The following is a 23,010-nucleotide window of genomic DNA, read 5'->3' as shown; positions in this document are numbered from 1 at the left end:
GGGGTTTTCCATCCGTTGGTATTTCGCCAGGCATTTCCCTGCCGTCAGGTCTTCCAACGAGTCGTGTGGCCGATTCCGGTACACGGAGCCACTGATGTCAGCGATTCGGCAGGCTCTTCCGGCGGTGGCACCCTGGGCCTACTTGAGACAATCCACCCGTTCGCGTCGAACGTCTGACCTTACCGCTTGTTGCGATCCCCCCTTCAATAGCTTTCTGGATCGCTTGAAGGCGCTTATACCCGCTGTCATCTGGACTCGGTGCTCGACGTTCTCGTACCCGCTTTGGCCTGTCTGCTACTCGCGCTCGCCACGGCTTGGCGACACGCGAGGCGCAGCTAGCGCCCTACTCTGCTCTTAACCGGGTAAGCGATCACCGCCAATTGCCCCTTTACATCTCATTTAGTCATTGCTATAAAAGTTTCCATAAAGAACAAAAATGAACCAAGGCTAAGTTTGATCGACCGATGATGTCTTCGCCGTGCTATAGAGTAAAGAGCCGCCTAATATTCACACACCTAAAGGGTTCATGATGAATCGGAAGATAGGGTTTTCCAGACTTGCGTTGACGACGACACTGGCCATGGGCGTTATCGCCAGCACTTCCGCCAGTGCCCAGGAGCCATTCAAGGCGGTCACGACCTTTACGGTCATCGCGGACATGGCGCAGAACGTGGCCGGCGACGCCGCGACGGTCGAGTCGATCACCAAACCCGGTGCCGAAATTCATGACTACTCGCCGACGCCGGGCGACATCATGCGCGCCCAGGGCGCCGATTTGATCATCTGGAACGGGCTGGATCTCGAGCGCTGGTTCGAGCGCTTCTTCCAGCACCTGGACGACGTGCCGAGCGTAGTGGCCTCCGAGCGCATCGACCCGATCAGCATCACCAGCGGCCCCTACGACGGCAAACCCAACCCGCACGCCTGGATGTCGCCGGAAAGCGCGCTGATCTATGTCGACAATATTCGTGATGCCTTCGTTACCTACGATCCGGACAATGCCGACGCCTATCGCGACAACGCCGAGGCGTACAAGGAGGAGATCGAAGCCGCAATCGCGCCGATTCGTGAAGTGCTGTCGCAAATTCCCGAAGAGCAGCGCTGGCTGGTCTCGAGTGAAGGCGCCTTCTCCTATTTGGCCCGTGACTTCGACATGAAAGAGCTTTACCTTTGGCCGATCAACGCCGATCAGCAAGGCACGCCTCAGCAGGTGCGCCACGTGGTCGACGAGGTTCGCGCCCACGATATTCCGGTCGTGTTCAGCGAGAGCACCGTCTCTGCCAACCCGGCGCAGCAGGTCGCCCGTGAAACCGGTGCCCACTACGGTGGCGTTCTTTACGTCGACTCGCTGAGCGCAGCCGACGGCCCGGTGCCGACCTACATCGACCTGCTCAAGGTGACGTCTCAAACCATCGCCGATGGATTGACCGAAGGAATGCAATAATGCCAGATACCGACTCTCGAACCTCGAGCGTCGCACCCGATACCGCCGCCCGGCCACCGGGCGGCGGTATCGCCGTTAACGGTGCGACGGTGACCTACCGCAACGGCCACACCGCGCTGCGCGATGCCACCTTTCTGACGCCGACCGGCACCATCACTGCGCTGGTCGGCGTCAATGGCTCGGGCAAGTCGACTCTGTTCAAGGCGATCATGGGCTTCGTGCGCCTGGCCAGAGGCGAAATCCGGGTGCTCGACATGCCGGTCAACGCCGCGCTCAAGCGCAACCTCATCGCCTACGTGCCGCAGTCCGAAGAGGTCGACTGGCAGTTCCCGGTACTGGTCGAAGACGTGGTCATGATGGGCCGCTACGGCCGGATGGGAATGCTCAGGATCCCCAAACGGGCCGACCATGAAGCGGTCGAGGCGGCGCTGGCCCGCGTCAACATGGGCGAGTTCAGAAAACGTCAGATTGGCGAGCTCTCCGGCGGCCAGCGCAAGCGCGTCTTCCTGGCGCGTGCGCTGGCCCAGGACAGCCGGGTGATTCTGCTCGACGAGCCCTTCACCGGCGTCGATGTCAGGACCGAGGATCAGATCATCGCGCTTTTGCGCGAGCTGCGCGACGAAGGCCGGGTCATGCTGGTGTCGACCCATAACCTTGGCTCGGTGCCGGAATTTTGCGATCGCACCGTGCTGATCAAGGGCACCGTGCTCGACTATGGCCCGACGGATGAAACCTTCACGCAGTACAACCTCGAGCGGGCCTTTGGCGGGGTGCTGCGCCACTTCATGCTCGAACACGACGACGAAGCACCGCGCCATCCGGTGGGCGTTTTCACCGACGACGAGCGGGCGCTGGTGCTGCAAAACGGCATCGCCACCCGGCGCTCACCTGAAACGCTGACAAGCCACAGCGAGGATGCGACCCGTCCAGCAGAACCGGAGCGCCGCCAATGATCGACCTGTTGCTCCAGCCCTTCGATTACAGCTACATGCAGAACGCCATGTGGGTGTCGGCGCTGGTGGGCGGCGTCTGCGCCTTTCTCTCCTGCTATCTGATGCTCAAGGGGTGGTCGCTGATCGGCGATGCGCTGTCGCATTCGATCGTGCCCGGCGTCGCCGGCGCCTATATGATTGGGCTGCCGTTTTCGCTCGGCGCCTTCTTTGCCGGCGGGCTCGCCTCCGCCGCGATGCTGTTTCTCAATCAGCGCAGCAAGCTCAAGGAAGATGTGATCATCGGCATGACCTTCAGCGCCTTCTTCGGCCTGGGGCTCTTCATGGTGTCGCTCTCCCCGGCCTCGGTGAACATTCAGTCGATCGTGCTGGGTAACGTGCTGGCGATCACGCCGTCCGATACCCTACAGCTGGGTATCATCGGTGTGGTATCGCTATCGGTTCTGCTCATCAAGTGGAAAGACCTGATGGTCACGTTTTTCGACGAAAACCATGCCCGCTCCATCGGCCTCAACCCCACGGCGCTCAAGGTGCTCTTTTTTACTCTGCTCTCGGCCTCGACCGTGGCCGCACTGCAGACCGTCGGCGCTTTTCTGGTGATCTGCATGGTGGTCACGCCGGGGGCAACCGCCTATCTGCTTTCGGATCGCTTCTCGAGAGTATTGATGCTTGCCGTGGCCATCGGCACGCTGACCAGCTTTTTCGGCGCCTATATCAGCTATTTCCTCGATGGCGCGACCGGCGGCATCATCGTCGTGCTGCAAACGCTGATCTTTCTGGTGGTGTTCGTCTTCGCGCCCAAGCACGGCATGCTGGCCGCCCGCCGCCGAGCCGCACTTGCCCTGCGCGCGCCCTCACCGGCCCAACCAGAGGAGGCGTCATGAGTCTCGGTCAGTGGCTACTCGCCCCCTTCCAGTTCGATTTCATGCTCAATGCGATGATCATCGCCGTGCTGGTCGCGATCCCCATGGCGCTGCTCTCCTGCTTTCTGGTGCTCAAGGGCTGGGCGCTGATGGGCGATGCGATCTCGCACGCGGTGTTTCCCGGCGTGGTAATCTCTTACATCGTTGGCATTCCGCTGGCCATCGGCGCTTTTACGGCGGGCATGGTGTGCGCGCTGGCCACCGGCTTTTTGAAGGAGAATAGCCGTATCAAGCAGGATACGGTGATGGGCATCGTCTTCTCTGGCATGTTCGGGCTGGGGCTGGTGCTCTACGTCGAGATTCAATCGACGGTGCATCTGGATCACATCCTGTTCGGCAACATTCTCGGCGTCGGCTGGGGGGATATCCTCGAGTCCGCTCTCATTGCCCTGGTGACGGTAGGCGTGATTAGCCTGAAGTGGAAGGACTTTCTGCTACACGCCTTCGACCCGACCCAGGCGCGCGCCGTAGGCCTGCCCACCCGGTGGCTGCACTATGGCCTGCTGTGCTTGATCTCGCTGACCATCGTCGGTGCGCTCAAGGCCGCGGGCATCATCCTGGCCATCGCGCTTCTGATCGCCCCCGGCGCCGTAGCGTTTTTGCTGACGCGCCGTTTCAGCGTCATGCTGCTCGTCGCCGTGGTAATGTCGACCGTGATCGCCTTTCTCGGCGTCTATCTATCGTTTTTCATCGACAGTGCCCCGGCCCCCACCATCGTACTCCTCTACACACTGGTGTTCGTGATCACCTTCATCTACTCCGTGCGCCAGACGGCCAAGCGCGAAGCAGCAATATAGCCCCAAGCCCCGCAAGCCCGGCCGGGCTTGCGGGCATAAGAAACAATCGCCCCTGAACCACGCTTGACGACCATCAGGCAAATATCACGCACACGAAAAAGCCGCCTTTGAAGGCGGCTTGATCATGATCTTGAACGCTTCTGCTTTTAACCATTTTTTATGGTGCCGACACCAGGAGTCGAACCCGGGACCTACTGATTACAAGAACTTCTCCTAGCGTCAGGCACTGGCATGAAAACACAACTTTCAGGCACTTATGCACACTTTAAAAATCATTTTGGCACGTTCTGTCATGTTTCTTTGGACACTTTTGTCTTCAAAATGGAAGAAGGTTGTTTCTAATGATACTTTCAAACTTGTATGCCTCTTGAATATCTGAGTTTTTTACTCTCATTACATGAACACCTTCTTTTTCATATATTTCTTCAACAATAAAACCTTCTTTTATCAGCTCTTTCCTTGATATTTCTAGTAAGAATGAACTGTCATAGCCTGCATATAAATAGTCTTTATAACGAATAAAGCCTATATTATCTATTGAGTGCTTAATATAAATAACGAAAGCTGAAAAAATATTATCAAACTTACTTTCAATCATTGAGTGGTTAGCGTTTTTATTATAAAGATTCTTTTCTATTTTTTCCATTTTACCTAAAACTAGTTCCACTAGATTTTTTTCTTCGGTACTAACACTAGCCCTATTAACTCTCTCCATTATAGACTTAGTAATAACACTATCATATGCTGCCATGTATATGGGATTACTCTCGTTACTTAACAGCTTCTTCTCATCACTAAGAACTGCCTTTAAACGTTTGGCTAGCTCAATGCCGCCCATCATATCGTTATTATAAAATATGGTTCTTTGATCCCGCGTATCAAATGGTAGTTCAGTATTCTCCTCGCAAATAAGTATTACTGGTTTTCCAGTAGCGTGCCTGATACCCAATTCATACATAACGTTGGCGTTCAAGTGAGATAGATTTACAATTACCAAGTCATCTTCAAGCAAATGTTTTATTACTTTTATAGATATTGAACCTAAATCATTTTCTTGATGTGAAGCTTTTGGCTCATAATTGAACTCAAAAAGAATTGGCTCCAGAACTGACTTTATTAAACCATCTGTTGCTCTCCTTATGTTCGTATTATCGTTACCAATAGGTGTAACTATAAAGGCTTTCTTGTTTTCAGTTTGGCTAGATTCTTCAACAACAACTACGTCTTTGTCATTCATAGCTACTTCCCTATTTTCTTATTCATGAAACTAATTTATTTATCTCATCCACTAGCCCAAGCTCAAGCTCTAGCTTTTTAGCCTCAAGCCTTTCACGCTCAGCACGAATTGAATAATACTGCTTCTCTACCCTTTTAACTTTAGAGCTTTCATTAACATATCGTTTAAAGTTAACTGCTATTACACAACAGCAACCAACAAAAACTGATATTGCTATAAACATAAAAATGTCACTTAGCAGCGCGTAGTACATGGCCTGCTGCATGCCAGCCTCAAGCTCTCGCCATGCGTTAGCAAAACCTCTGTCGATCCCCTGCATTATCTCCTACCCCTTTTCTTCTTTTTGAGCTTCTTAAATAGTTTATTCTCAAGCCATACATACAAAATGGCCACCCCGGCGAACAGGATGGCCAATTTCATTAGATGACTGAATACCTCTTGTGCTGCTCCTCCTGCCCCCATTCCCCTTACCCCCTTACCCACAACCCTTGCCGCTGTGAAACCAGCTATTCACAGCCCGCTTTGCTAGTCGGTATCCGTCCCCGTTTTCTTCAACGTGCGGCGCGCCCTCTCTATCTCGGGGCTTACCTGGCCACATTCCTCATTTGTCTCACTGGTCATTAACCAAAGCGTGTACTTCGGCCACTGCTGACAAATAGCTTCCAGAAGATCCCCTTTCGGTACCCTCCCTGTCTGCTCGATGCCCTCTAGCGTTTTCTTAGCAATTCCAATTAGTTGCGAAAACTCGCCTCTCCCTGAAGTTTCCACTTCACGAATTTCACGAATTTTTCTGGCAAGCTCGCTTGACATATACTCAACTCTGAGTAACCTTGTTTATGAGTATACTCAATTACGAGTACACTTTCTGGTTTCATATACACGATACCAGAAAACAGAAACATGCCACAGCGAGCAGGTACAGCATGGAAACGAGCAACACGCCCCACGTCCCCGCACCCCAGGTGCCCGCTATGACGGTCGAGCGGTTCTCCGAGCTCACTGGCCTGAGCCCCGACACCGTTCGCGGCCAACTCAACCAGGGCAACCTCCCGTTGATCAAGATCGGCCGCCGCCGGCTGGTGAACGTCGCACTCTTTACCGCTGAATGCCTGAACTCGGAGGACTGGCACTAATGACCGCTATCGCCCCCGTTGTGACGCTCGCTGAGCCCTGCACGTTGCTGGAAACCGACCGCGTGACTATCAGCTACCAAAAGCTTCTGTTCGACGGTCAAAGCCTATCTGCTGGTGTTCTCCTGCATCGTCGCGTAGCCCCTCGCGGCGTTTTTGCCTTCATTATCGTCCCTGCTGACCACCTGCTCGTTCTCGATCTTGACGACACCACGATTGCCCGACTCCATCAGGCAACTGATGACGATCATTCACGCTACACCATCGCTTTCAATAGCGAGCGGCACGCTCTGGCGTACCTCATCAAGCACTAGGGCCTGACCCAGTCCAACGACAGCGCCTCGATACCTACCGCCTTCCCTAACCCGGTGAACGTCGAGCAGCTATTCACACCTCCATGTTAACCCCCTTTTGAAAGTGCGAAAGGTACGCATCGACGAAAGCGAGAAGGGATACCTTGATGGCTACCAAATCCCTCTGCTGATTGATCACCTTAGTGCTCAAGAATCAGACGATCGCTACTGGATCACCCTAATATGTTTATCAACTGGCGCTCGCTGAAGTGAAGCTCAGTCGCTTCGAGTCGAGAACGTGCGCAAGAGTCGTATCGTCTTCGTAGGCATGAAATCAGGCAAGAGCCTTACAATCTCCATTGCCACCGACTTGGCCAAGCAGCTACGGTGCCCGGCGCAAGCTCGGTAGCCTCTTGGATAATCGTTGCAAAGCGTCCGCCAAGGCGGTCCAGGACCTCAAAATCGAGCTACCAGGGGGTCAGCTTACCCATTTGCTACGCCATACGTTCGCGATCCACTTTATGATGAATGGCGATAATATGCAGGTGCTACAGCAGATACTCGGTCACCCGATCACCATGACTATCTACTATGCACACTTCGCACCGGATCATTTGGAAGAAGCTACCAGATTCAACCCAATAGCTATAAATGCTTGAGGTGGGATACTTCAGAGTGTCCAACGGTTGGAGACTTTGTGGACACATACGAAAAAGCCGCCTTTGAAGGCGGCTTGATCATGTTCTTGAACGCTTCTGCTTTTAACCATTTTTTATGGTGCCGACACCAGGAGTCGAACCCGGGACCTACTGATTACAAGTCAGTTGCTCTACCAACTGAGCTATGTCGGCGCATCGCGTTTTCTTGAACAATTGACTGCTTTCGTCAAGCGAGTCAGTCAACAAGAAATCTTGTTGGCAATGGCTGGGGTACCAGGATTCGAACCTGGGAATGCCGATACCAAAAACCGGTGCCTTACCACTTGGCGATACCCCAGCAGTGTGGTGGCCAGAGACGGAATCGAACCGCCGACACGGGGATTTTCAATCCCCTGCTCTACCAACTGAGCTATCTGGCCGCTGCCAACGGTGCGTATTAAACTAAAAACCTCGCTTTTCGTCAACACCTTTGTGAAAGTTTCTTTCTGTTCACGAGGTTATGACACACCTCGGCCATCTCGCCCTGTCAGGCTTTGCCACCTCAAACGCCCGCCCTACGGGGGTTCAGGGCTGGCTCGGGGGTACGTAGCCTTCAGCCTGGTCGGTGGTTTCGTTATCGAAAAAGCGCTCCATCTGCGCCATCAGGTACTGGCGCGACTCGGGCTCGAGCATGTTGAGGTGCTTTTCGTTGATCAGGCGGGTCTGCAGCGCCTGCCACTCCTGCCAAGCCTGCTGGGAGACCGTGGCCTGAATTTCCTGGCCCTTCTCGCCGGGCAAGGGGGGGAAGGCGAGTGCAGGCAGCTCCTGCTGGTACTTGCGGCAAAAAACGGTGTTGCTCATGAACGTGCTCCTTGAATGTGAGTAGCCCAGAGTATGGGTCACGGCCCCGGGGTGGGATCAAGCGAAAACGGTGCCAGCTGCGCTAGTAACGACTTGACCGGCGCGGCCAGACCCAGCGCCGGCGGGTCGGCGGGGTCCGCCCAAACGCCCTTCTCGCGCACCCCGGAAAGCCCTTCGCAGCGCACCGGCTGCGGCGTGATCGAAAGCCGAAAGTGGCTGAAGGTGTGGGTGAAGTCCGGAAGTACCGGCTCGATGATGGCGCTGTCGACGTTGTCCTGCAGCCAGTCGCTGAGTGCCTGACGGTCGTCGAACTGCGGCAGGCTCCAGAGACCGCCCCAGAGGCCCGTCGGAGGACGCTGTTCGAGCCATACGCGCCCTTGCCCATCGCGCAGCACCAGCATCAGGGTGTCGCGGGTAGGCAGCGTCTTTTTCGGTTTGGATTCCGGGTAGCGCTGGGGCGCGCCTTCTTTATAGGCGGCGCATACATCGTTGAACGGACAGATCACGCAGTCCGGCCGGGCGCGGGTGCAGAGCGTGGCGCCAAAATCCATGATCGCCTGGGTGTAGTCAGCCAGGCGTTCATCGGGCGTAAAGTAGTCGGCAAGCTGCCAAAGAACGCGCTCTACCGCTGGCCTGCCGGGCCAGCCGGGAACGGCGTGAAGCCGTGTCAGCGAGCGTTTGACGTTGCCATCCAGAATGGCGGCGCGCGCGCCCTGGCTCTGGGCGATGATGGCGCCAGCGGTCGAGCGGCCAATGCCCGGTAGTGCGGTGAGCGCTTCGACGCTTTCGACCGGAAGCGCCCCGCCGTGCTCGTCGCGGGCGGTTTGCGCGGCCTTGTGCAGGTTGCGCGCGCGGGCGTAGTAGCCAAGCCCGGTCCACAGGTGCAGCACCTCGTCCTGGTCGGCGTTGGCCAGCGCCAAAAGTGTGGGAAAGCGCGCCATGAAGCGCTCGAAGTAGGGAATCACGGTCGTCACCTGGGTCTGCTGCAGCATGATTTCCGACACCCATACACGATAGGCGCTGCGCGGCGACTGCCAGGGCAGGTCATGGCGGCCGTACTGGTCGAACCAGGCAAGCAGCCGGCGTTGGAATTCGGGCGCCGTCAGGCACGGCGTGGGCGTATCGGCCATGGGGCGTTAAAGCTCCGAAGATAAACGAGTAGCAAAAAAAGCGCCGGCGCGAGGCCGGCGCGGGTCATCCGGTGAAGGGCTTAGTCGAACAGATTGCGAATCCCTTCGCGCAGCTGGCGCACGTTCTCGTCACCCAGCTGTTCGTTCAGGTTGTCGAGCGTATCCCCCAGGCGCTCTTCGACCTGGGTGCCGGCCTCAGCGCGCAGTAGCCCGACCAGCGAGGCCTGGAAGGCGTCGCGGTCGAGCCGGCACCACTGGGATTTGTCGTCGTCGATATGGCCCTCGCAAAGCACCGGTAGCGCCAGCGCTTGAAGGCGCGGATTGACCGAGCAGGCGGCGTCGGCGGTGTCTACCAGCCGGGCGTTGGCGCGGGTGATGAAGTTCATGCTGTTGAGGTTGAACTCGCCGCCGCCTTCGACATCGATACCCGGCAGCGTGATAAGCAGGTCGTCGCTGGTCACCACGCCGTTGCGCACGTTAAACGTGGCGCCGAAGCGCTCGAAGCGGGTATCCGGCTGCCAGTCGCGCAGCGTGCCTTCGCCTTCGAGCTGTGCCACCAGCTCGCATACCTGTTGGGAGACGTTGGTTTCGAAGATCGCGCCGTCTTCAATACGCGCATCGAGCGTGCCGTTGAGGTTACTGGTCAGCACGTCGCGGCTGTTGCCGCGGGTGGTGAGCTCGCCGTCGAGGTTGAAGCGCCCGCGAAGCGGTGCCTGCTCTTCACCAAGCGCCTCGATCATCGGTGCGATCTGCACGCCGCTAGCCTCTGGCGCGAACTGCCACTGTAGCACCGGCTCGCGCGCGTCGATCTCGCCGGTGGCGCTGAGCGTGCCGTCGTAAAAGCGCGACTCGAAGCCGGTTAGCCGGTGCAGGCCCTGCTCGCCGCGAAGCGATAGCGTCGTATCGTCGAAGGAAAGCCCGCCAAGCTCGAGCTGGTCGAGCGCCAAATCGCCTTCGAGATCGAGCGTGGAGAGCCAGGCCTGAGGCAGCAGCGGGTTTTCCGCCTGGGCCACGGCGCGGCGAACGAAGCCGAACCCGAGCCCGGCCTGCTGCGACGTGACCGGCCCCGGCAGGTAGTGATCCAGGTTGAGCCGGTCGCCGCTTAAATCAAACTGCACGGCAGTGCCATCAAGCTCAGCGGCCAGTTCGCCAGTGAAGGTACTGCTATCCACTACCAGCGAAAGCTGCGGCAGCGTGATTTGGGTCAGATCGCCCTGGACCGGGCTGGTCATGGCGACTTCGCTCAGCGCAGCTTCGCTGGCGGTATTGAGCGATACGCCCAGCCGCGTAAGCCAGGGGCGCAGAGTAAAGGGGGCGGCGTTGATCTGACCCTGATACTGAAGATCGCTTAAAAACTGCTCGACGTTGAGCTGGCCGCTCAGGCGTAGCCCGTCCGGCCCGGTGAGCTGGACATCGCGTAGCTGGGCGGTCTCGGCGCGCCAGTCACCTTCGAGCGCGAAGCCGAGCGTCAGCGCAAGGCCGCCCTGCCAGTTTTCCGGATGGCGCAGGCCGGTTTCGATCACCCCGCCGGTGACGCTCAGGCGCTCTTCGTTCAGCCGGGCGATCATTTCCGCGGCCTTGAGATTGACCTGCTGCGGCTCGCCTTCGGCCGTGGTGGTCGAGCGGGTCGAGAGCTGGAAGTTCTCGAGCGTCACCCGTTCGTCGTCCAGGCCCAGCAGCACCCGGGTTTCAAGGTTCATCTCACTGGTGAAAGCCGGCGCGCGTTCGAGCGCTTCAGCGTCGAGCCGGTTATGCCGGGTCAGGGTGAACATCGCCTTGAGCGGAAACGCCCGCGACGGGTTGACGTTGCTGCCGTTGATATCGAGCGACTGCAGCCGCCACAGCGCCTGGTTGGGGGTGTCACGGTAGCGGATATCGGCGTTTTTGACCTCGACGCTTGCGATGTTGAGCACCACCGAGAGGCTCCCTGCATCCACGTGAGGCCCGGCACTGGCCGGCGCCAGCACGGTTTCAGCGCTTTCGCTGTTCTGCTCGGCCAGCCGCTCCATGAGAAGCTGCCAGTTGCCCTCGCCCTGCGCGTCGCGCTCCAGATTCAGGCGCAGGCCGTCCAGGGTCAGCCCGTCAACGGCGATCTCGCCGCGCAGAAGCGGCGCGAAGGCGACGCTGACCTCAGCACTGTCGATTGCCGCGAAGGAGGTTTCGTCCACGGACTGATCGGGCAGCCAGGCGCGGGCCTGGGAGACGCTGACGCCGATACGCGGATAGAACGACCAGGTGATCGGCCCCTCCAGCGCCAAGTTCAGCCCGGTCTGCTCCTCGACCACTTCGACCAGCCGCGGTTTGAAGTCCTCGGGGTCGAGAAAGGTGGTGACGTACACCACGGCGGCCACGGCCACCATGGCCAGAATGCCGACCGCGGCCAGCAGGATACGCAATAACTGTTTCATCAACCGTTCCCTTGTGGGTCTAGCTCGACATACTCGTGAAAACCGTGCTCTCCCGTCTCGCCAGTGCGGGGCCGGTAGCCGATTCGAGAAAGCAGGATACGATCGGCAAGCGGCAGCGCTGCGGTGTCGATACGCAGCGTGCGCTTTTGCTCGCCGGCCTGCTCGGCGAGCAGCGCCATCAGCCGCGAGCCGACGCCGCGGCGCCGGGCGCTTTCGCGCACGCAAAGCTCTGAAAGCCACCAGGCGCGATCATCGGCCTCGAAAATCGCCACTGCGCCCAGCAGGCGTGCATCAAAGCGTGCGCAGGCAAAGAACTGCTTTTCGGCCAGATGATCTTCGATAAAAGGAGCCGCCGCCTGACCGCCTATCCGCTCGGCGAAGGCGTCGTCGTAGATACGCGTCAGATCCTGGCGTATCGATGCGCTTTGCCCCCAGCGGGAGCGGTCGACGTATACCAGTGTCACCGCCATGCTGACCTCCTCGCCGTGCGTTTCGCCTCTCGCTCGAAAGCGCCCACCTTACGTGCGCCGCCGAATCAAGGCCTTTGAAACAGCGACCTTTCGTGCATTGTAGCGGATGGGGTCACCGATTCTCTATAATGCCCGTTTGGCTCGCTATTATGTCACGCCCGGAGTGGGGTAAAACGCCGCCCGGCTTACGATGCGCAAAGGCGCAGGAGATGCAACATGTCAGCGCGAACTGCCACGGTCAGCCGTGACACCAACGAAACGCAGATCACCGTGACGATCGACCTTGACGGTAAGGGTCATTTAAAGGGTGAATCCGGCGTTGCGTTTCTCGATCACATGCTGGATCAGGTGGCGCGCCATGGCATGATCGACATCTCGATGCAGGTCAAGGGCGACCTGCACATCGACGACCACCATACGGTCGAGGATTTAGGCATCACCCTGGGCCAGGCGTTCAACGAAGCGGTGGGCGACAAGCGTGGTATCGTTCGCTACGGCCACGCCTACGTGCCGCTGGATGAAGCGCTCTCCCGCGTGGTGGTGGATTTTTCCGGCCGCGCTGGGCTTTTCATGAACGCCACTTTTACCCGCGATACCATCGGCACGATGGATACGCAGCTATTCAGCGAGTTCTTCCACGGCTTCGTCAATCACGCCCGGGTAACGCTGCACATCGACAACCTGAAAGGCGACAACGCCCACCACCAGGCGGAAACCATCTTCAAGGCCTTTGGCCGGGCGCTGCGCATGGCGCTTGCCGAGGATCCGCGCATGGCCGGGCAGATGCCCTCCACCAAGGGAACGCTGTGAGGCCGCTACAAGGCCCAGGCCGTTCGCCACTCACCACAAGGAGCGCGACATGACCATCGCCGTCATCGATTATGGAATGGGCAACCTGCATTCCGTGGCCAAGGCGCTTGAACACGTCACCCACGAAAACGTCGTCATCACCCGCGACGCGCGACGTATTCTGGGCGCCACCCGCGTGGTGCTGCCCGGCCAGGGTGCGATTCGCGACTGCGTGGGCGAGCTCGAGCGCACCGAACTTCGCGGTTTGGTCGACGACATTCTCACCCGCCAGGCAAAGCCGCTTCTGGGCATCTGCGTGGGCCAGCAGATGCTGATGGAAAAAAGCGAGGAGAACGGCGGCGTCGACTGCCTGGGCTTTTTCCAAGGCAGCGTCGACCGTTTCCCCCAGGACATGCGCGATGAACACGACCAGCGCCTGAAGGTGCCGCACATGGGCTGGAACCGGCTCCATCAGCACCACGACCACCCGCTGTGGGAAGGTATCGACGACGCCGAGCGCTTCTACTTCGTCCACGGCTACTACGTCAACGCAAGCGACGATGCAGAGGTTTACGGCACCACCGAGTATGGCCGGGTCAACGCCCACGTGGCGATCGGGCGCGACGCCACTTTCGCCGTGCAGTTCCACCCGGAAAAGAGCGCTCGTGCCGGCCTTCGCCTGCTCGAAAACTTCGTCACCTGGACGCCCTGAGAGGATTTTACATGCTAGTCATTCCCGCCATTGATCTCAAAGACGGCCAGTGCGTGCGCCTGAAGCAGGGCCGCATGGAGGATTCGACCTCCTACGGCAACGATCCGGTCGCCATGGCCGGGCGCTGGGTCGAGGCCGGCGCGCGCCGCCTGCACCTGGTCGATCTCAACGGCGCTTTTGAAGGCAAGCCGGTCAACGGCGAGGCGGTCACCGCCATCGCCCGCGCCTACCCGAACCTGCCGATCCAGATCGGCGGCGGCATTCGAAGCGCAGACACCATCGAGCACTACCTCAGCGCCGGCGTCTCCTGGGTGATCATCGGCACCAAAGCGGTCAAGGAGCCAGCGTTCGTCGGCGAAATGTGCCGCGCGTTCCCGGACAACATCATCGTCGGCCTCGATGCGAAAGACGGGTTCGTTGCCACCGACGGCTGGGCGGAAGTCTCCACCGTAAAAGCCACCGAGCTTGCCAAGCGCTTCGCCAATGACGGCGTGTCGAGCATCGTCTACACCGACATCGCAAGAGACGGCATGATGCAGGGCGTCAACGTCGACGCGACTGCCGCACTTGCCCGCGAAGGCGGCTTACCCGTGATCGCCTCCGGCGGGGTGACGAACCTTGATGACATCGAGGCGCTTTGCAAGGTAGCCGACAGCGGCATTCTCGGCGCCATCACCGGCCGCGCCATTTATGAGGGCAGCCTGGACGTGCGCGAGGCCCAGCGCCTGAGCGACGAGCTGCGCGGAGGCCGCGCATGACCCTGGCCAAACGCATCATTCCGTGTCTCGACGTCGACGCCGGCCGCGTGGTCAAGGGGGTCAATTTCGTTGGCATCCGTGACGCCGGCGACCCGGTGGAGGTCGCCAAACGTTACAACCAGCAGGGTGCCGACGAGATCACCTTTCTCGACATCACTGCAAGCTCGGACGAGCGCGAAACCACCGTCGAGATGGTCGAGCGCATTGCTGGCGAGGTGTTCATCCCGCTCACCGTGGGCGGCGGCATCCGCACCTGCGAGGACATTCGCACCATGCTCAACGCCGGCGCCGACAAAGTGTCGATCAATACCGCTGCGGTGACCAACCCGGAGTTCGTGCGTGAGGCCGCCGAGCGCTTCGGCAGCCAGTGCATCGTGGTGGCGATCGACGCCAAGAAGGTGTCGAAGGAGGGCGAGCCGCCGCGCTGGGAGATCTTCACCCACGGTGGGCGCAAGCCCACCGGGCTCGACGCCGTCGAGTGGGCGAAGAAGATGGTGGAGCTTGGCGCTGGCGAGCTTTTGCTGACCAGCATGGACCGCGACGGCACCAAAAGCGGCTTCGATCTAGGCGTGACGCGGGCCATTTCCGAGGCGGTGAGCGTGCCGGTCATCGCCTCCGGCGGGGTGGGCAATCTCGAGCACCTGGTCGACGGCGTGCTGAAAGGCGGCGCCGACGCGGTGCTGGCAGCGAGCATTTTCCACTTCAGCGAATACACCATTCCCGAAGCCAAACGCTTCATGGCCGAGCGCGGTATCGAAATGCGCCTCCAGGCATGACGGCTCGAAGGCGCCGGCGCGACCGCGTCGGCGCTCCTCTCCCCTTTGCGCCTCTGGGGCTTTTCATGCGATGCACACCTGCGCGGGCGGCGAAAGCGCTGGGGCTGGGATTGGGAGTAAGCATTGCGCTGTGCGCGACGGCCCAGGCCGACTGGCCGCCGGCGCTCGCCTTCGACCACGGCCTGGTGCAAACCAGCCTGCTGACCCGCCACTTCAGCCCCGACCCGGAGCATACCGAGCAGCAGGATCTGATCAGCCTCGAGCTTCACAATCCCGAGCGCTGGCTTTTGGGGGCGGCCTGGTTCAAGAACTCGTTCGATCAGCCCACCTGGTACGTCTACGCCGGGCGCGAGTTCCCGCTGGCAACGCTTGAAAGCGGCGTGCACCTGCGCGCCAAGCTGACCGCGGGGGCGCTCAAGGGGTACAAGAGCGAGTATCGCGACAAGATCCCCTTCAACCACTACGAGATCGCCCCGGCGGCGCTGCCGAGCATTGGTCTTCAGTGGCGCCGTCTTGAAACCGACCTGATCATGTTCGGCACCGCGGGCATGATGATCACCGCGGGCGTACGCTTCTAACCTCGAGCCTCACTCCTCGAGACTCAGCCCCAGGTTGCTCACGCCGCCGTTGCGCCCAAGCCGGCGTAGCTCCTTGAGTGCAGCCTTGTCGAGTGGGCCGCTGACCGCTTCGAGCACCGCGTCCTGAAAATCGTTTTCGTCCTCCATGAGCGGATGGTCGCGGATGATCAGGGCGAGCTTTTTGGCATCCACTTCGCCTTCGGTGAGCTCGATGAAGGCGCGCACGCCGGCGCGCGAGGTGCGGCTGACGTCGAGCACCGCCTCCCCCGCTTCGCCCTGAAGCGTATCGAGCAGCGCATTCACCGCGACCACCGCATCGAGCGCGCGCCGGGCGCCGAAGCTTTCATCCTCCGGCAGCGGCTCGCACTCGGCGAGCTTCTCCGCCTGGCGGGCGAAGTCGATACTCGCGCCGGGCACCTGCAACCGCTCCCAGACCAGGCTCAGCACCGTCTTGAGCGTGTGGCTATCGCCGTGGCCGGTGGTTTGCTCGTACAGCGTGTAGTTGGGAATCAACCGCTCGCAAAGCGCGGCCATGAAGGCCTGCTGGGCGGTCAGCGGGAGCGTTTGAAGGAGCTGATAAAATCCGGACGGTTTGGCCACGATATTGATTTCCTGAGCCTTTGTAGGGTGAAACGATAAGGTTGAAACGATATTGGTTAAAACAGGGCGATGCGTTATCGTCGCACACTCGCGCAAGCGACTTTGAAAGCGATGACGGCCGGCGAGGAGATTACCATGCATATTCATCTGCTACAGCACGGCCCGGACCACGGCCCCGCGCGTCTCACCGACTGGCTTGCAAGCATGGGGCACAGCTACACGGTCTTTCACCTATTCGACGGCGAACTGACGCCGCGCCCGGGTGAGTGCGATGCGCTCATCATACTGGATGGCCCGGAAGCGATGCTCAAGACGCCGCCCGCCTGGTTCAAAGCGGAGCAAAAACTCCTCAACCGCTACCTGGACGGCCAGCGCCCGGTGCTCGGCATCGGCCTGGGGGCGCTTTTGATCGCCCAGGCGCTGGAGGCGGTGATCGCACCCGGCACCTACCCGGAAACCGGCTGGCACAGCGTGACACTCGCCCCCGAAAGCCCGTTCGATCTGCCCGAGCGCTTCGAGGCATTCATGTGGCACCGCCTGGTGTTCAGCCTGCCGGAGAACGCCCTGCCTTTGGGCGGCAGCGACGCCGCGCCGCTGCAGGGCTTTGCCTGGGATGCGGGCCGCGTGGTGGGGCTCTTGTGCCATTTGGAGGTCACTGCCCAGAGTGTGGCCGGGTTATTCAACCACCCGCCAGAGCCAAGCAGCGCCACCCGCTACCTGCAAAGCGAAGAGGCGATTCTGGAAGCGCCCGGGCGTTTTCACGGCCTGGCGCCGCTGCTCGACCGGGTAATGCTGCAGTGGTTGGCCAAGACTTAATCTTCTTGAGCGCCGCTCCACGCCCGGGCGGCGTCCAGGCAGCTCTCCCAGTCGCCCACGTGTAGCTCCGGCGGGGCGTTGTCCCGCCGCTCCAGGTGGTAGCGGTAGAGCGGGTCGTAGTACTCGGTCAAAAGCGGGCCAAGCCAGGCCTCGTGGGCCTGGGTATTGCCGTCTGCATGAGCCTGAAAGGCGAGGCGCTGTAGACGCTGGATCCGCTGTAACCGCGCATTGCCCAGGCGCTTGCCCAGGCGCTTCAAGCTATTAGCGAGCTGCTCCTGCATACGCCGAAAACCCTCATCAAAGCCGAAGCGCTCGACGAAGGCCGCCTGTAGCGCCTCGATATAATCGTAGCGCAGTTGCTCCAGGCGCCAGTCCAGCGGCATTTCGATACGAATGCGCGGCGCCTGACTCATCGCGTTCCAGAAGGTCAGCGGCACGTTGGCGTTGCCGATCTGGCGCGACTCATCCTCCATCACCAGCCGGTCGTTCAAGCCTAACAGGCGCTGACCCAGCGCGTGTTCGAAGTCGATCTGGGTGGTGGGCGCGTCGACCTGACGGCCAAACGCCGACCCCTTGTGGTTGGCGCAGGCCTCGAGATCCAGCCCGTTGAACAGCCGGTTGATCAGCACCGTTTTGGCCGCGCCGGTCAGCCCCGCCACCACCAGCATGGGCTGCTCGGCGCCACGGTCGATACGCTGGCAAAGCGCGCGGCGCATGGCTTTCCAGCCGCCCTCGATACGCGCCACGTCAAGCCCGGCCTCCTGAAGCCACGCTTGGCTGATTTGCGAGCGCAGCCCACCGCGATAGCAGCAAAGCAGCGCGTTCGGATAGTGCGCCAGGTGGTCACGCCAGGCCGCGATGCGCGCCGCCTTGACCTCGCCGCTGACCAGCTCGTGGCCGAGCGCGATGGCCGCCGCCTGGCCGTGGCGCTTGTAGGCGATGCCGACCTGGTGGCGCTCCTCGTCGACCATCAGCGGCAGATTGACCGCGCCCGGAAGGCTTCCCTGAGCGAACTCGATCGGGGCGCGCACGTCGATCAGCGGCGTACCCCGAGCGATCAGCTCGAGCGACGCCGTTATATCGTGACTCATCTATCCGATTACCTCGATCAGCGCATCGCCTTCGCGCGCTTTCAGCGTGCCAAAAGGTTTAAGGTCGAGCCCGTGTTCGCGGCCGATACGCTCGACGTCATCCTCCCAGGCCGGGTCGACGCTGATCAAAAGACCGCCGGAGGTTTGCGGGTCGCACAGCCACTGCCAGTGGGTCTCGTCCATCGGCTTGAGCTGAGCGCCGAGCGCGTCGCGATTTCTGAGCGTGCCGCCGGGTACCGCGCTCTGGCGCCGGTAGGCTTCGGCCTCGGAAAGACGCGGCAGGCGGCGAAAATCGATCTCGGCCATGACGTTGCTGGCGCTGCAGATTTCGCTCAAGTGGCCGGCGAGACCGAAGCCGGTGACATCGGTCATGGCGTTCACGCCTTTCACCCCGGCAAATTCGACGCCGATGCGGTTGGATTTGAGCATGGTTTCGCGGGCCAGGCCGTGGTGGCCGGCTTCCAGCAGGCCGCGCTTCTCGGCGGTGGTCAGAAGACCCACGCCCAGCGGCTTGGTCAAAAAGAGCAGATCGCCGGGTTTAGCGCTGCTGTTGAGCTTGAGCTTTTCGAGCTCGATCAAGCCGTTGACCGCAAGGCCGAAGATCGGCTCCGGCGCGTCGATGGAGTGGCCGCCGGCCAGCGCCACGCCGAGCTCGCGGCACACGCCCTGAGCGCCGGCGATCACGTCGCCGGCGATCTCGGGGGCGAGCTTGTCCACCGGCCAGCCGAGAATACTCAGCGCCATGACCGGTGTGCCGCCCATGGCGTAGATATCGCTGATGGCGTTGGTCGCGGCGATACGGCCGAAATCGAACGGGTCGTCGACGATGGGCATGAAGAAATCGGTGGTCGAAATCATGCCCCGGCCGTCGCCGAGGTCATATACGGCGGCGTCCTCGCGCCCCTGGTTGCCGACGATCAGCTGCTTATGGCTGGCGCTGGGACCGGCCTTGGCCAGAATGCTGTCGAGCACGTCCGGGGCGATCTTGCAGCCGCAGCCGGCGCCGTGACTGTACTGGGTGAGTCGAATGGTGCTCATCGCATCTCTCCTTGAAAATGGGGGTGGCCGCGTATCGGCGTTCGAGAATCGGCCCCGCTTGCGGACCGTTTTCCTGAGTCTGGCACAGCCCGCCGTGTAACGTGCAACGCACTGTTGGATAAAGCGCCGCTTTATAGCGCTTCCAACGCGTCGCTGAGTTTATCCACGGGAATGACCTCCATCCCCTTGGGCGCCTGCTTGGGCGCGTTAGCCCGCGGCACGATGGCACGTAGAAAGCCGTGCTTGGCCGCCTCGGAAATGCGCTCCTGGCCGCTGGGCACCGGGCGAATCTCGCCGGAAAGGCCGACTTCGCCGAACACCACGAGCTCTTTGGGCAGCGCCCGGTTTTGCAGACTCGAGACCACCGCCAGCAGCACCGCGAGATCGGCGCTGGTTTCCAGCACCTTGACCCCGCCGACCACGTTCAGAAAGACGTCCTGGTCGCCGGTGAAAAGTCCGCCGTGGCGGTTGAGCACAGCGAGCAGCATCGCCAGCCGGTTCTGGTCGACCCCGACCGCCACGCGGCGCGGGTTACCGAGCGCCGACTCGTCCACCAGCGCCTGCACCTCGACCAGAATCGGTCGCGTACCTTCCCACACCACCATGACGAGACTGCCCGGCGCCTGCTCCTCCTGGCGCGAGAGAAAGATCGCGCTGGGGTTCTTCACCTCTTTCATGCCCTGCTCGAGCATCGCGAACACACCCAGCTCGTTCACCGCACCGAAGCGGTTCTTCTGCCCACGCAGGGTCCTGAAGCGCGAGTCGGCGCCGCCCTCGAGCAGAAGCGAGGCGTCGATCATGTGCTCGAGCACCTTCGGGCCGGCAAGCGTTCCATCCTTGGTCACGTGGCCGACCAGCAGCAGCACCGTGTTGCTCTGCTTGGCAAAGCGGGTGAGTGCAGCCGAGGATTCGCGCACCTGGGCCACGCCGCCAGGGGCGGAACTGATGTCTTCGAGGTGCATGGTCTGGATCGAGTCGATCACCAGGATTTCCGGTTTCTCGCGCTCGGCGACGGCGAGGATCGTCTCGACGCTGGTTTCGGCCAGCATCTTGAGACCGGTAGTGGGTAGCTGCAGGCGGTGAGCGCGCATGGCGACCTGGGAGAGCGACTCCTCGCCGGTCACGTACAGGATACGCCGCTGCTGGGCGAGCTTGCAGGCGGTTTGTAGCAGTAGCGTCGACTTACCGGCGCCGGGGTTGCCGCCGAGCAGCACCGCCGAGCCGGGCACCAGGCCGCCGCCGAGCACGCGGTCGAACTCGGCAAAGGTGGAGCTCAGGCGCGGTACTTCGCTCAAGTCGACGTTACTCAAATCGACCACGTCGCGAGACAGATCCCCCGCGTAACCGCTTCGCCCCTGGGCCGGCGCAGAGGCGCCAGGGCGCGCACTGGCCAAGCGCACTTCAGTCAGCGTGTTCCACTCCTGGCAGCTCGAACACTGCCCCTGCCACTTACGGTACTCGGCCCCGCACTCGGTACATACAAAAGCGCTTTTCACTTTGGCCACGCCGCACTGCTCCTGTCTTGCCGTTCGCCCGGTCGCCGGGTAAAAACACGAAAGGCGGCTCGTGGCCGCCTTTCTACCTTTCTACTACCTGCGCTGGGTTAGCGGCGCTGCAGACGCAGCATTTCGCCGTTTTCGAAACGACGACGCTCCGGGTCGATCAGCTCGAGTGTGCTGTCGCTGATCTTCAGAAAGTAGTAGATCTGACCATCGCCGTTGGGCGTAAGCTCGTACACGGTGGCGTTGGAGTCCGACGGCGTGCCGTTGAGTACTTCCCAGTTACCGCTGTAGTTTTCGTCCGGCGGGGTCTGGGGGTGGTTGCGATAGCTGGCCGTCAAATCGAAGGTACGCTCCTGCGGGGCGCTGGTCTCTTCGCCTTCCAGGCTGACGTTCAGGTCGATGCCGTCGCAGTTGCGGCACGGAAGCGTGCCCTGGTAGGTCGCTTGTGACGCGCTCATGGCCGGAGAATCGGCACCCTGCTGGTCGGTTTGGCCAGACGCGCAGCCTGCCAGTAGTGCCAACATGGCCGAACCGGCTAGCAAACTCCTGAGTTGCATTGGATCTCTCCTTATCGTGTTGGGCATACGTTCGTGTCGTGCGCTTGTGACAGCATAACCGCTACAAAGTGCGGCGCCCACCCCTTGGGCGGCTCTATTCGCGCCAAACAATCGTCAACCAAAACAGCATAATGCAATTGTGCCGTTAGCGCTTGCACGCGTTTACGGCGCAGGTGAACATAACGGCTCGTGTCCTCAAGCCAGGTGATCCCCATGAGCCCATTCTGGAGCCCCGCCATTCGGTCGCTGACCCCTTACGTGCCCGGCGAGCAGCCCGTTGAGCGCTTGATCAAGCTCAACACCAACGAAAACCCCTATCCGCCGGCGCCCGGCGTGGGTCAGGCGCTGCGCGACTACGCCACCGACCATCTGCGTCTCTACCCGGACCCGAGCTCCCGCGCGCTGCGTCAAACGCTTGCCGACACGTTCGACGTCGCGCTCGAGCAGACGTTTGTCGGCAACGGCTCCGATGAAGTGCTGGCCTTCGCCTTTCAAGCGTTCTTCTGCCATGACGCACCGCTGGATGCCCCGGCCATCACGTACAGCTTCTACCCGGTGTACGCCAAACTGTACGGCGTCGAGCTTCGCCAGCACCCGCTCGACGAGCGGTGGGAAGTCGATCTCGAGGCGATGAGTGTCGATACGCCACGCAGCGGCGTGATATTCGCCAATCCCAACGCGCCTACCGGCCACGCCCACCCGCTCGAAGCGATCGAGGCGCTTTTACAGCGCGTGACGGATCGCGTCGTTCTGGTCGACGAAGCCTACGTCGATTTCGGCGCCGATAGCGCGGTGGCGCTCACGAAGCGCTATCCCAACCTGCTGGTTACCGGCACGTTCTCCAAGTCCAGAAGCCTCGCCGGGCTGCGGCTGGGCTACGCGATCGGCTCCGCGGAGCTGATCGAAGGGCTACAGCGCGTCAAGGACTCCTTCAACTCATTCCCGGTGGATAGCCTGGCGAGCCTTCTGGGCATTGCAGCTCTCAAGGATCAGGCCCACTTCGAGGCCTGCCGTAACAGCGTGATCGCCACCCGCGAGCGCACCCGGCAGCGCCTGGAAGCGCTGGGCTTCGAGGTGCTGCCTTCCCAGGCCAACTTCGTACTGGCACAGCATCCCGAGTTCGAAGGCGCGCAGCTGTTCGCCGGCTTGCGCGAACGCGGCATTCTGGTGCGCCACTTCAATACCGATACGCTGGCCAATTTTTTGCGTATCACCATCGGCACCGACGATGAAATGGATAGCCTGCTGGAAGCGCTGGAGAGTATTTGTCGCTGAGGCGTGAATCGTGAGAAGGCTGCCGGGGCGGGCCGAGGCGTCAGGGCCCGTAATGAGCTCCGGGCTGACAGGGAGGGGTTGTGGGAGGGCGCTTCAGCGCGCGAACGGCCGTGCCACCGTCATCGCCGACATGTCGGACCACCGCTGAAGCGCCCTCCCACGACCCGCATGCCCTCTTTCTCGTACCTGCCTTCCACGCCCCCTTTCCACGCACAAGAAAAATCCCCCGCGGCGTGA

The 23,010-nt window shown here is 60.8% G+C and carries 26 protein-coding genes and 3 tRNA genes; 14 read left to right on the top strand and 15 right to left on the bottom strand.

Going from position 1 to position 23,010, the window contains the following annotated elements:
* Positions 1-562 precede the first annotated feature (562 nt).
* Genes ACGK9R_RS15345 through ACGK9R_RS15330 form a run of 4 tightly spaced genes read left to right on the top strand, consistent with a single transcriptional unit; the run spans position 563 to position 4,114 of the window.
* Entirely contained in the window at positions 563-1,444 is an 882-nt protein-coding gene (locus ACGK9R_RS15345) for a metal ABC transporter substrate-binding protein (RefSeq protein ID WP_394582844.1), read from the top strand.
* Positions 1,444-2,397 (top strand): manganese/iron ABC transporter ATP-binding protein, encoded by a 954-nt coding sequence (locus tag ACGK9R_RS15340; RefSeq protein WP_394582841.1) that lies wholly within the window; start codon positions 1,444-1,446, stop codon positions 2,395-2,397. Before ACGK9R_RS15345 ends, ACGK9R_RS15340 begins: the two co-directional genes overlap by 1 nt.
* A complete protein-coding gene (locus ACGK9R_RS15335; protein ID WP_394582838.1) occupies positions 2,394-3,278 on the top strand; it encodes a metal ABC transporter permease in 885 nt (294 codons plus the stop codon). Before ACGK9R_RS15340 ends, ACGK9R_RS15335 begins: the two co-directional genes overlap by 4 nt.
* Complete coding sequence (locus ACGK9R_RS15330; protein WP_394582835.1) at positions 3,275-4,114, top strand: metal ABC transporter permease; 840 nt, start codon at positions 3,275-3,277, stop codon at positions 4,112-4,114. The genes ACGK9R_RS15335 and ACGK9R_RS15330 overlap by 4 nt, the downstream gene beginning before the upstream one ends.
* 316 nt (positions 4,115-4,430) lie before the next feature.
* On the opposite strand, the gene ACGK9R_RS15325 is transcribed toward ACGK9R_RS15330, so the two are convergent.
* The 3 genes from ACGK9R_RS15325 to ACGK9R_RS15315 all read right to left on the bottom strand — a co-directional run bounded on the left by ACGK9R_RS15325 (position 4,431) and on the right by ACGK9R_RS15315 (position 6,161).
* Positions 4,431-5,351, bottom strand: coding sequence for a hypothetical protein (locus ACGK9R_RS15325; RefSeq protein WP_394582832.1), 921 nt, complete (start codon positions 5,349-5,351; stop codon positions 4,431-4,433).
* 22 nt (positions 5,352-5,373) lie between these two features.
* Positions 5,374-5,670 carry a hypothetical protein gene (locus ACGK9R_RS15320; RefSeq protein WP_394582829.1) on the bottom strand — a complete coding sequence of 99 codons (297 nt, stop codon included), beginning with the start codon at positions 5,668-5,670 and terminating at the stop codon, positions 5,374-5,376.
* 206 nt (positions 5,671-5,876) lie between these two features.
* Positions 5,877-6,161, bottom strand: coding sequence for a hypothetical protein (locus tag ACGK9R_RS15315; RefSeq protein WP_394582826.1), 285 nt, complete (start codon positions 6,159-6,161; stop codon positions 5,877-5,879).
* A gap of 113 nt (positions 6,162-6,274) precedes the next feature.
* Between ACGK9R_RS15315 and ACGK9R_RS15310 the strand changes: the two genes are divergently transcribed.
* The 3 genes from ACGK9R_RS15310 to ACGK9R_RS15300 all read left to right on the top strand — a co-directional run bounded on the left by ACGK9R_RS15310 (position 6,275) and on the right by ACGK9R_RS15300 (position 7,433).
* On the top strand, positions 6,275-6,484 hold the full coding sequence (locus ACGK9R_RS15310) for a helix-turn-helix domain-containing protein (RefSeq protein ID WP_394582823.1): 210 nt from the start codon (positions 6,275-6,277) through the stop codon (positions 6,482-6,484).
* A complete protein-coding gene (locus ACGK9R_RS15305; RefSeq protein WP_394582820.1) occupies positions 6,484-6,795 on the top strand; it encodes a hypothetical protein in 312 nt (103 codons plus the stop codon). The genes ACGK9R_RS15310 and ACGK9R_RS15305 overlap by 1 nt, the downstream gene beginning before the upstream one ends.
* 338 nt (positions 6,796-7,133) lie before the next feature.
* A complete protein-coding gene (locus ACGK9R_RS15300; protein WP_394582817.1) occupies positions 7,134-7,433 on the top strand; it encodes a tyrosine-type recombinase/integrase in 300 nt (99 codons plus the stop codon).
* 116 nt (positions 7,434-7,549) lie between these two features.
* On the opposite strand, the gene ACGK9R_RS15295 is transcribed toward ACGK9R_RS15300, so the two are convergent.
* From ACGK9R_RS15295 to ACGK9R_RS15265, 7 genes are all read right to left on the bottom strand, one after another.
* Positions 7,550-7,625 (bottom strand) — tRNA-Thr (locus ACGK9R_RS15295).
* A gap of 70 nt (positions 7,626-7,695) precedes the next feature.
* Positions 7,696-7,770: transfer RNA gene (locus tag ACGK9R_RS15290), tRNA-Gln, on the bottom strand.
* A 6-nt stretch (positions 7,771-7,776) separates the two neighbouring features.
* Positions 7,777-7,852 (bottom strand) — tRNA-Phe (locus tag ACGK9R_RS15285).
* 145 nt (positions 7,853-7,997) lie between these two features.
* The gene (locus ACGK9R_RS15280) at positions 7,998-8,273 is read right to left on the bottom strand and encodes an oxidative damage protection protein (protein ID WP_394582814.1); all 276 of its coding nucleotides are present in this window, start codon (positions 8,271-8,273) and stop codon (positions 7,998-8,000) included.
* Positions 8,274-8,311: 38 nt separating this feature from the next.
* Positions 8,312-9,403: an A/G-specific adenine glycosylase gene (gene mutY / locus ACGK9R_RS15275; protein ID WP_394582811.1), complete on the bottom strand. Its 1,092-nt coding sequence runs from the start codon at positions 9,401-9,403 to the stop codon at positions 8,312-8,314.
* A gap of 80 nt (positions 9,404-9,483) precedes the next feature.
* Positions 9,484-11,811, bottom strand: coding sequence for an AsmA family protein (locus ACGK9R_RS15270; protein ID WP_394582808.1), 2,328 nt, complete (start codon positions 11,809-11,811; stop codon positions 9,484-9,486).
* Positions 11,811-12,281 (bottom strand): acetyl-CoA sensor PanZ family protein, encoded by a 471-nt coding sequence (locus ACGK9R_RS15265; protein ID WP_394582806.1) that lies wholly within the window; start codon positions 12,279-12,281, stop codon positions 11,811-11,813. The genes ACGK9R_RS15270 and ACGK9R_RS15265 overlap by 1 nt, the downstream gene beginning before the upstream one ends.
* Before the next feature lie 216 nt (positions 12,282-12,497).
* On the opposite strand from ACGK9R_RS15265, the gene hisB reads away from it, so the two are divergent.
* The 5 genes from hisB (at position 12,498) to ACGK9R_RS15240 (ending at position 15,894) form a co-directional block, all read left to right on the top strand.
* Positions 12,498-13,091, top strand: coding sequence for an imidazoleglycerol-phosphate dehydratase HisB (hisB, locus tag ACGK9R_RS15260; protein WP_394582803.1), 594 nt, complete (start codon positions 12,498-12,500; stop codon positions 13,089-13,091).
* 49 nt (positions 13,092-13,140) lie between these two features.
* Positions 13,141-13,782 carry an imidazole glycerol phosphate synthase subunit HisH gene (gene hisH / locus ACGK9R_RS15255; RefSeq protein ID WP_394582801.1) on the top strand — a complete coding sequence of 214 codons (642 nt, stop codon included), beginning with the start codon at positions 13,141-13,143 and terminating at the stop codon, positions 13,780-13,782.
* A gap of 11 nt (positions 13,783-13,793) precedes the next feature.
* Complete coding sequence (gene hisA, locus ACGK9R_RS15250) at positions 13,794-14,540, top strand: 1-(5-phosphoribosyl)-5-[(5-phosphoribosylamino)methylideneamino]imidazole-4-carboxamide isomerase (RefSeq protein ID WP_394582798.1); 747 nt, start codon at positions 13,794-13,796, stop codon at positions 14,538-14,540.
* Positions 14,537-15,316 (top strand): imidazole glycerol phosphate synthase subunit HisF, encoded by a 780-nt coding sequence (gene hisF / locus ACGK9R_RS15245; RefSeq protein ID WP_394582795.1) that lies wholly within the window; start codon positions 14,537-14,539, stop codon positions 15,314-15,316. Before hisA ends, hisF begins: the two co-directional genes overlap by 4 nt.
* 65 nt (positions 15,317-15,381) lie before the next feature.
* Positions 15,382-15,894: a hypothetical protein gene (locus ACGK9R_RS15240; protein ID WP_394582793.1), complete on the top strand. Its 513-nt coding sequence runs from the start codon at positions 15,382-15,384 to the stop codon at positions 15,892-15,894.
* Between the two features lie 9 nt (positions 15,895-15,903).
* Here the strand turns inward: ACGK9R_RS15240 and ACGK9R_RS15235 are convergent, their stop codons facing one another.
* On the bottom strand, positions 15,904-16,497 hold the full coding sequence (locus ACGK9R_RS15235) for a YjaG family protein (RefSeq protein ID WP_394583035.1): 594 nt from the start codon (positions 16,495-16,497) through the stop codon (positions 15,904-15,906).
* A gap of 132 nt (positions 16,498-16,629) precedes the next feature.
* Here ACGK9R_RS15235 and ACGK9R_RS15230 point away from each other — a divergent pair, with 132 nt between their 5' ends.
* Positions 16,630-17,310 (top strand): type 1 glutamine amidotransferase, encoded by a 681-nt coding sequence (locus ACGK9R_RS15230; RefSeq protein ID WP_394582791.1) that lies wholly within the window; start codon positions 16,630-16,632, stop codon positions 17,308-17,310.
* Here ACGK9R_RS15230 and mnmH read toward each other — a convergent pair.
* The 4 genes from mnmH to ACGK9R_RS15210 all read right to left on the bottom strand — a co-directional run bounded on the left by mnmH (position 17,307) and on the right by ACGK9R_RS15210 (position 21,498).
* Positions 17,307-18,401: a tRNA 2-selenouridine(34) synthase MnmH gene (gene mnmH / locus ACGK9R_RS15225; protein WP_394582789.1), complete on the bottom strand. Its 1,095-nt coding sequence runs from the start codon at positions 18,399-18,401 to the stop codon at positions 17,307-17,309. The two genes, ACGK9R_RS15230 and mnmH, sit on opposite strands and share 4 nt — an antisense overlap.
* Positions 18,402-19,439 (bottom strand): selenide, water dikinase SelD, encoded by a 1,038-nt coding sequence (selD, locus tag ACGK9R_RS15220; RefSeq protein WP_394582786.1) that lies wholly within the window; start codon positions 19,437-19,439, stop codon positions 18,402-18,404.
* A 131-nt stretch (positions 19,440-19,570) separates the two neighbouring features.
* Positions 19,571-20,944: a DNA repair protein RadA gene (gene radA, locus ACGK9R_RS15215; RefSeq protein ID WP_394582784.1), complete on the bottom strand. Its 1,374-nt coding sequence runs from the start codon at positions 20,942-20,944 to the stop codon at positions 19,571-19,573.
* A gap of 98 nt (positions 20,945-21,042) precedes the next feature.
* Positions 21,043-21,498, bottom strand: coding sequence for a copper resistance protein NlpE N-terminal domain-containing protein (locus ACGK9R_RS15210; RefSeq protein ID WP_394582782.1), 456 nt, complete (start codon positions 21,496-21,498; stop codon positions 21,043-21,045).
* A gap of 213 nt (positions 21,499-21,711) precedes the next feature.
* On the opposite strand from ACGK9R_RS15210, the gene hisC reads away from it, so the two are divergent.
* The gene (gene hisC, locus ACGK9R_RS15205; protein ID WP_394582780.1) at positions 21,712-22,773 is read left to right on the top strand and encodes a histidinol-phosphate transaminase; all 1,062 of its coding nucleotides are present in this window, start codon (positions 21,712-21,714) and stop codon (positions 22,771-22,773) included.
* The last annotated feature ends 237 nt before the right edge of the window (positions 22,774-23,010 follow it).

It is taken from the genome of Halomonas sp. HNIBRBA4712, assembly GCF_043558675.1.
GTDB lineage: Bacteria > Pseudomonadota > Gammaproteobacteria > Pseudomonadales > Halomonadaceae > Vreelandella.
The sequence above is the reverse complement of the archived record's forward strand: the minus strand, read 5'-3'. Positions and strand labels throughout refer to the sequence as shown.

What these genes read in the sequence shown, in the direction of transcription:
- ACGK9R_RS15265 (WP_394582806.1), bottom strand. Translation starts at nt 12,281, where the DNA reads ATGGCGGTGACACTGGTATACGTCGACCGCTCCCGCTGGGGGCAAAGC.
- ACGK9R_RS15325 (WP_394582832.1), bottom strand. Translation starts at nt 5,351, where the DNA reads ATGAATGACAAAGACGTAGTTGTTGTTGAAGAATCTAGCCAAACTGAA.
- ACGK9R_RS15210 (WP_394582782.1), bottom strand. Translation starts at nt 21,498, where the DNA reads ATGCAACTCAGGAGTTTGCTAGCCGGTTCGGCCATGTTGGCACTACTG.
- ACGK9R_RS15305 (WP_394582820.1), top strand. Translation starts at nt 6,484, where the DNA reads ATGACCGCTATCGCCCCCGTTGTGACGCTCGCTGAGCCCTGCACGTTG.
- ACGK9R_RS15280 (WP_394582814.1), bottom strand. Translation starts at nt 8,273, where the DNA reads ATGAGCAACACCGTTTTTTGCCGCAAGTACCAGCAGGAGCTGCCTGCA.
- mnmH (WP_394582789.1), bottom strand. Translation starts at nt 18,401, where the DNA reads ATGAGTCACGATATAACGGCGTCGCTCGAGCTGATCGCTCGGGGTACG.
- ACGK9R_RS15335 (WP_394582838.1), top strand. Translation starts at nt 2,394, where the DNA reads ATGATCGACCTGTTGCTCCAGCCCTTCGATTACAGCTACATGCAGAAC.
- ACGK9R_RS15240 (WP_394582793.1), top strand. Translation starts at nt 15,382, where the DNA reads ATGCGATGCACACCTGCGCGGGCGGCGAAAGCGCTGGGGCTGGGATTG.
- hisB (WP_394582803.1), top strand. Translation starts at nt 12,498, where the DNA reads ATGTCAGCGCGAACTGCCACGGTCAGCCGTGACACCAACGAAACGCAG.
- ACGK9R_RS15320 (WP_394582829.1), bottom strand. Translation starts at nt 5,670, where the DNA reads ATGCAGGGGATCGACAGAGGTTTTGCTAACGCATGGCGAGAGCTTGAG.
- ACGK9R_RS15330 (WP_394582835.1), top strand. Translation starts at nt 3,275, where the DNA reads ATGAGTCTCGGTCAGTGGCTACTCGCCCCCTTCCAGTTCGATTTCATG.
- hisF (WP_394582795.1), top strand. Translation starts at nt 14,537, where the DNA reads ATGACCCTGGCCAAACGCATCATTCCGTGTCTCGACGTCGACGCCGGC.
- ACGK9R_RS15315 (WP_394582826.1), bottom strand. Translation starts at nt 6,161, where the DNA reads ATGTCAAGCGAGCTTGCCAGAAAAATTCGTGAAATTCGTGAAGTGGAA.
- ACGK9R_RS15230 (WP_394582791.1), top strand. Translation starts at nt 16,630, where the DNA reads ATGCATATTCATCTGCTACAGCACGGCCCGGACCACGGCCCCGCGCGT.
- ACGK9R_RS15270 (WP_394582808.1), bottom strand. Translation starts at nt 11,811, where the DNA reads ATGAAACAGTTATTGCGTATCCTGCTGGCCGCGGTCGGCATTCTGGCC.
- selD (WP_394582786.1), bottom strand. Translation starts at nt 19,439, where the DNA reads ATGAGCACCATTCGACTCACCCAGTACAGTCACGGCGCCGGCTGCGGC.
- hisH (WP_394582801.1), top strand. Translation starts at nt 13,141, where the DNA reads ATGACCATCGCCGTCATCGATTATGGAATGGGCAACCTGCATTCCGTG.
- hisA (WP_394582798.1), top strand. Translation starts at nt 13,794, where the DNA reads ATGCTAGTCATTCCCGCCATTGATCTCAAAGACGGCCAGTGCGTGCGC.
- mutY (WP_394582811.1), bottom strand. Translation starts at nt 9,403, where the DNA reads ATGGCCGATACGCCCACGCCGTGCCTGACGGCGCCCGAATTCCAACGC.
- hisC (WP_394582780.1), top strand. Translation starts at nt 21,712, where the DNA reads ATGAGCCCATTCTGGAGCCCCGCCATTCGGTCGCTGACCCCTTACGTG.
- ACGK9R_RS15340 (WP_394582841.1), top strand. Translation starts at nt 1,444, where the DNA reads ATGCCAGATACCGACTCTCGAACCTCGAGCGTCGCACCCGATACCGCC.
- ACGK9R_RS15310 (WP_394582823.1), top strand. Translation starts at nt 6,275, where the DNA reads ATGGAAACGAGCAACACGCCCCACGTCCCCGCACCCCAGGTGCCCGCT.